The following is a 320-nucleotide window of genomic DNA, read 5'->3' on the forward strand; positions in this document are numbered from 1 at the left end:
CGGGGTTCGACACGGGCTTCGGCGTCTCGACAGCGGGAGGGCCGGGAATCGTGGTGGGGATGTGCGCAGCCTGCAGCAGATACATCCGCAGCATCGTCTCGATCGGCTTGGCCTTCCGACCGGTCTTGCCGGGCTTGTCCTGGTAATAGCGCGGCTCGATCACACCGACCCACGTTGCCCACGGGATCGTGGCGTCCATCGTGTCCAAGAACTGCTCACGCTTGGAAACACGTCGACGGTTGCGCCGGGGTTCCACAGATGGCCGGGGTCTGAGGTTCGTCCGCGATGTTGTGTTGCAGGTCAGGCCGCCGTGACCTGGC

General features: G+C 65.0%; 1 pseudogene. It reads right to left on the bottom strand.

From position 1 onward, the window contains the following. A pseudogene (locus FVA95_RS29580) lies at positions 1 to 199 on the bottom strand (hypothetical protein); the annotation flags it as partial. Positions 200 to 320 lie beyond the last annotated feature (121 nt).

It is taken from the genome of Pseudonocardia sp. EV170527-09 (assembly GCF_008369905.1).
Taxonomy (GTDB): Bacteria; Actinomycetota; Actinomycetes; order Mycobacteriales; family Pseudonocardiaceae; genus Pseudonocardia.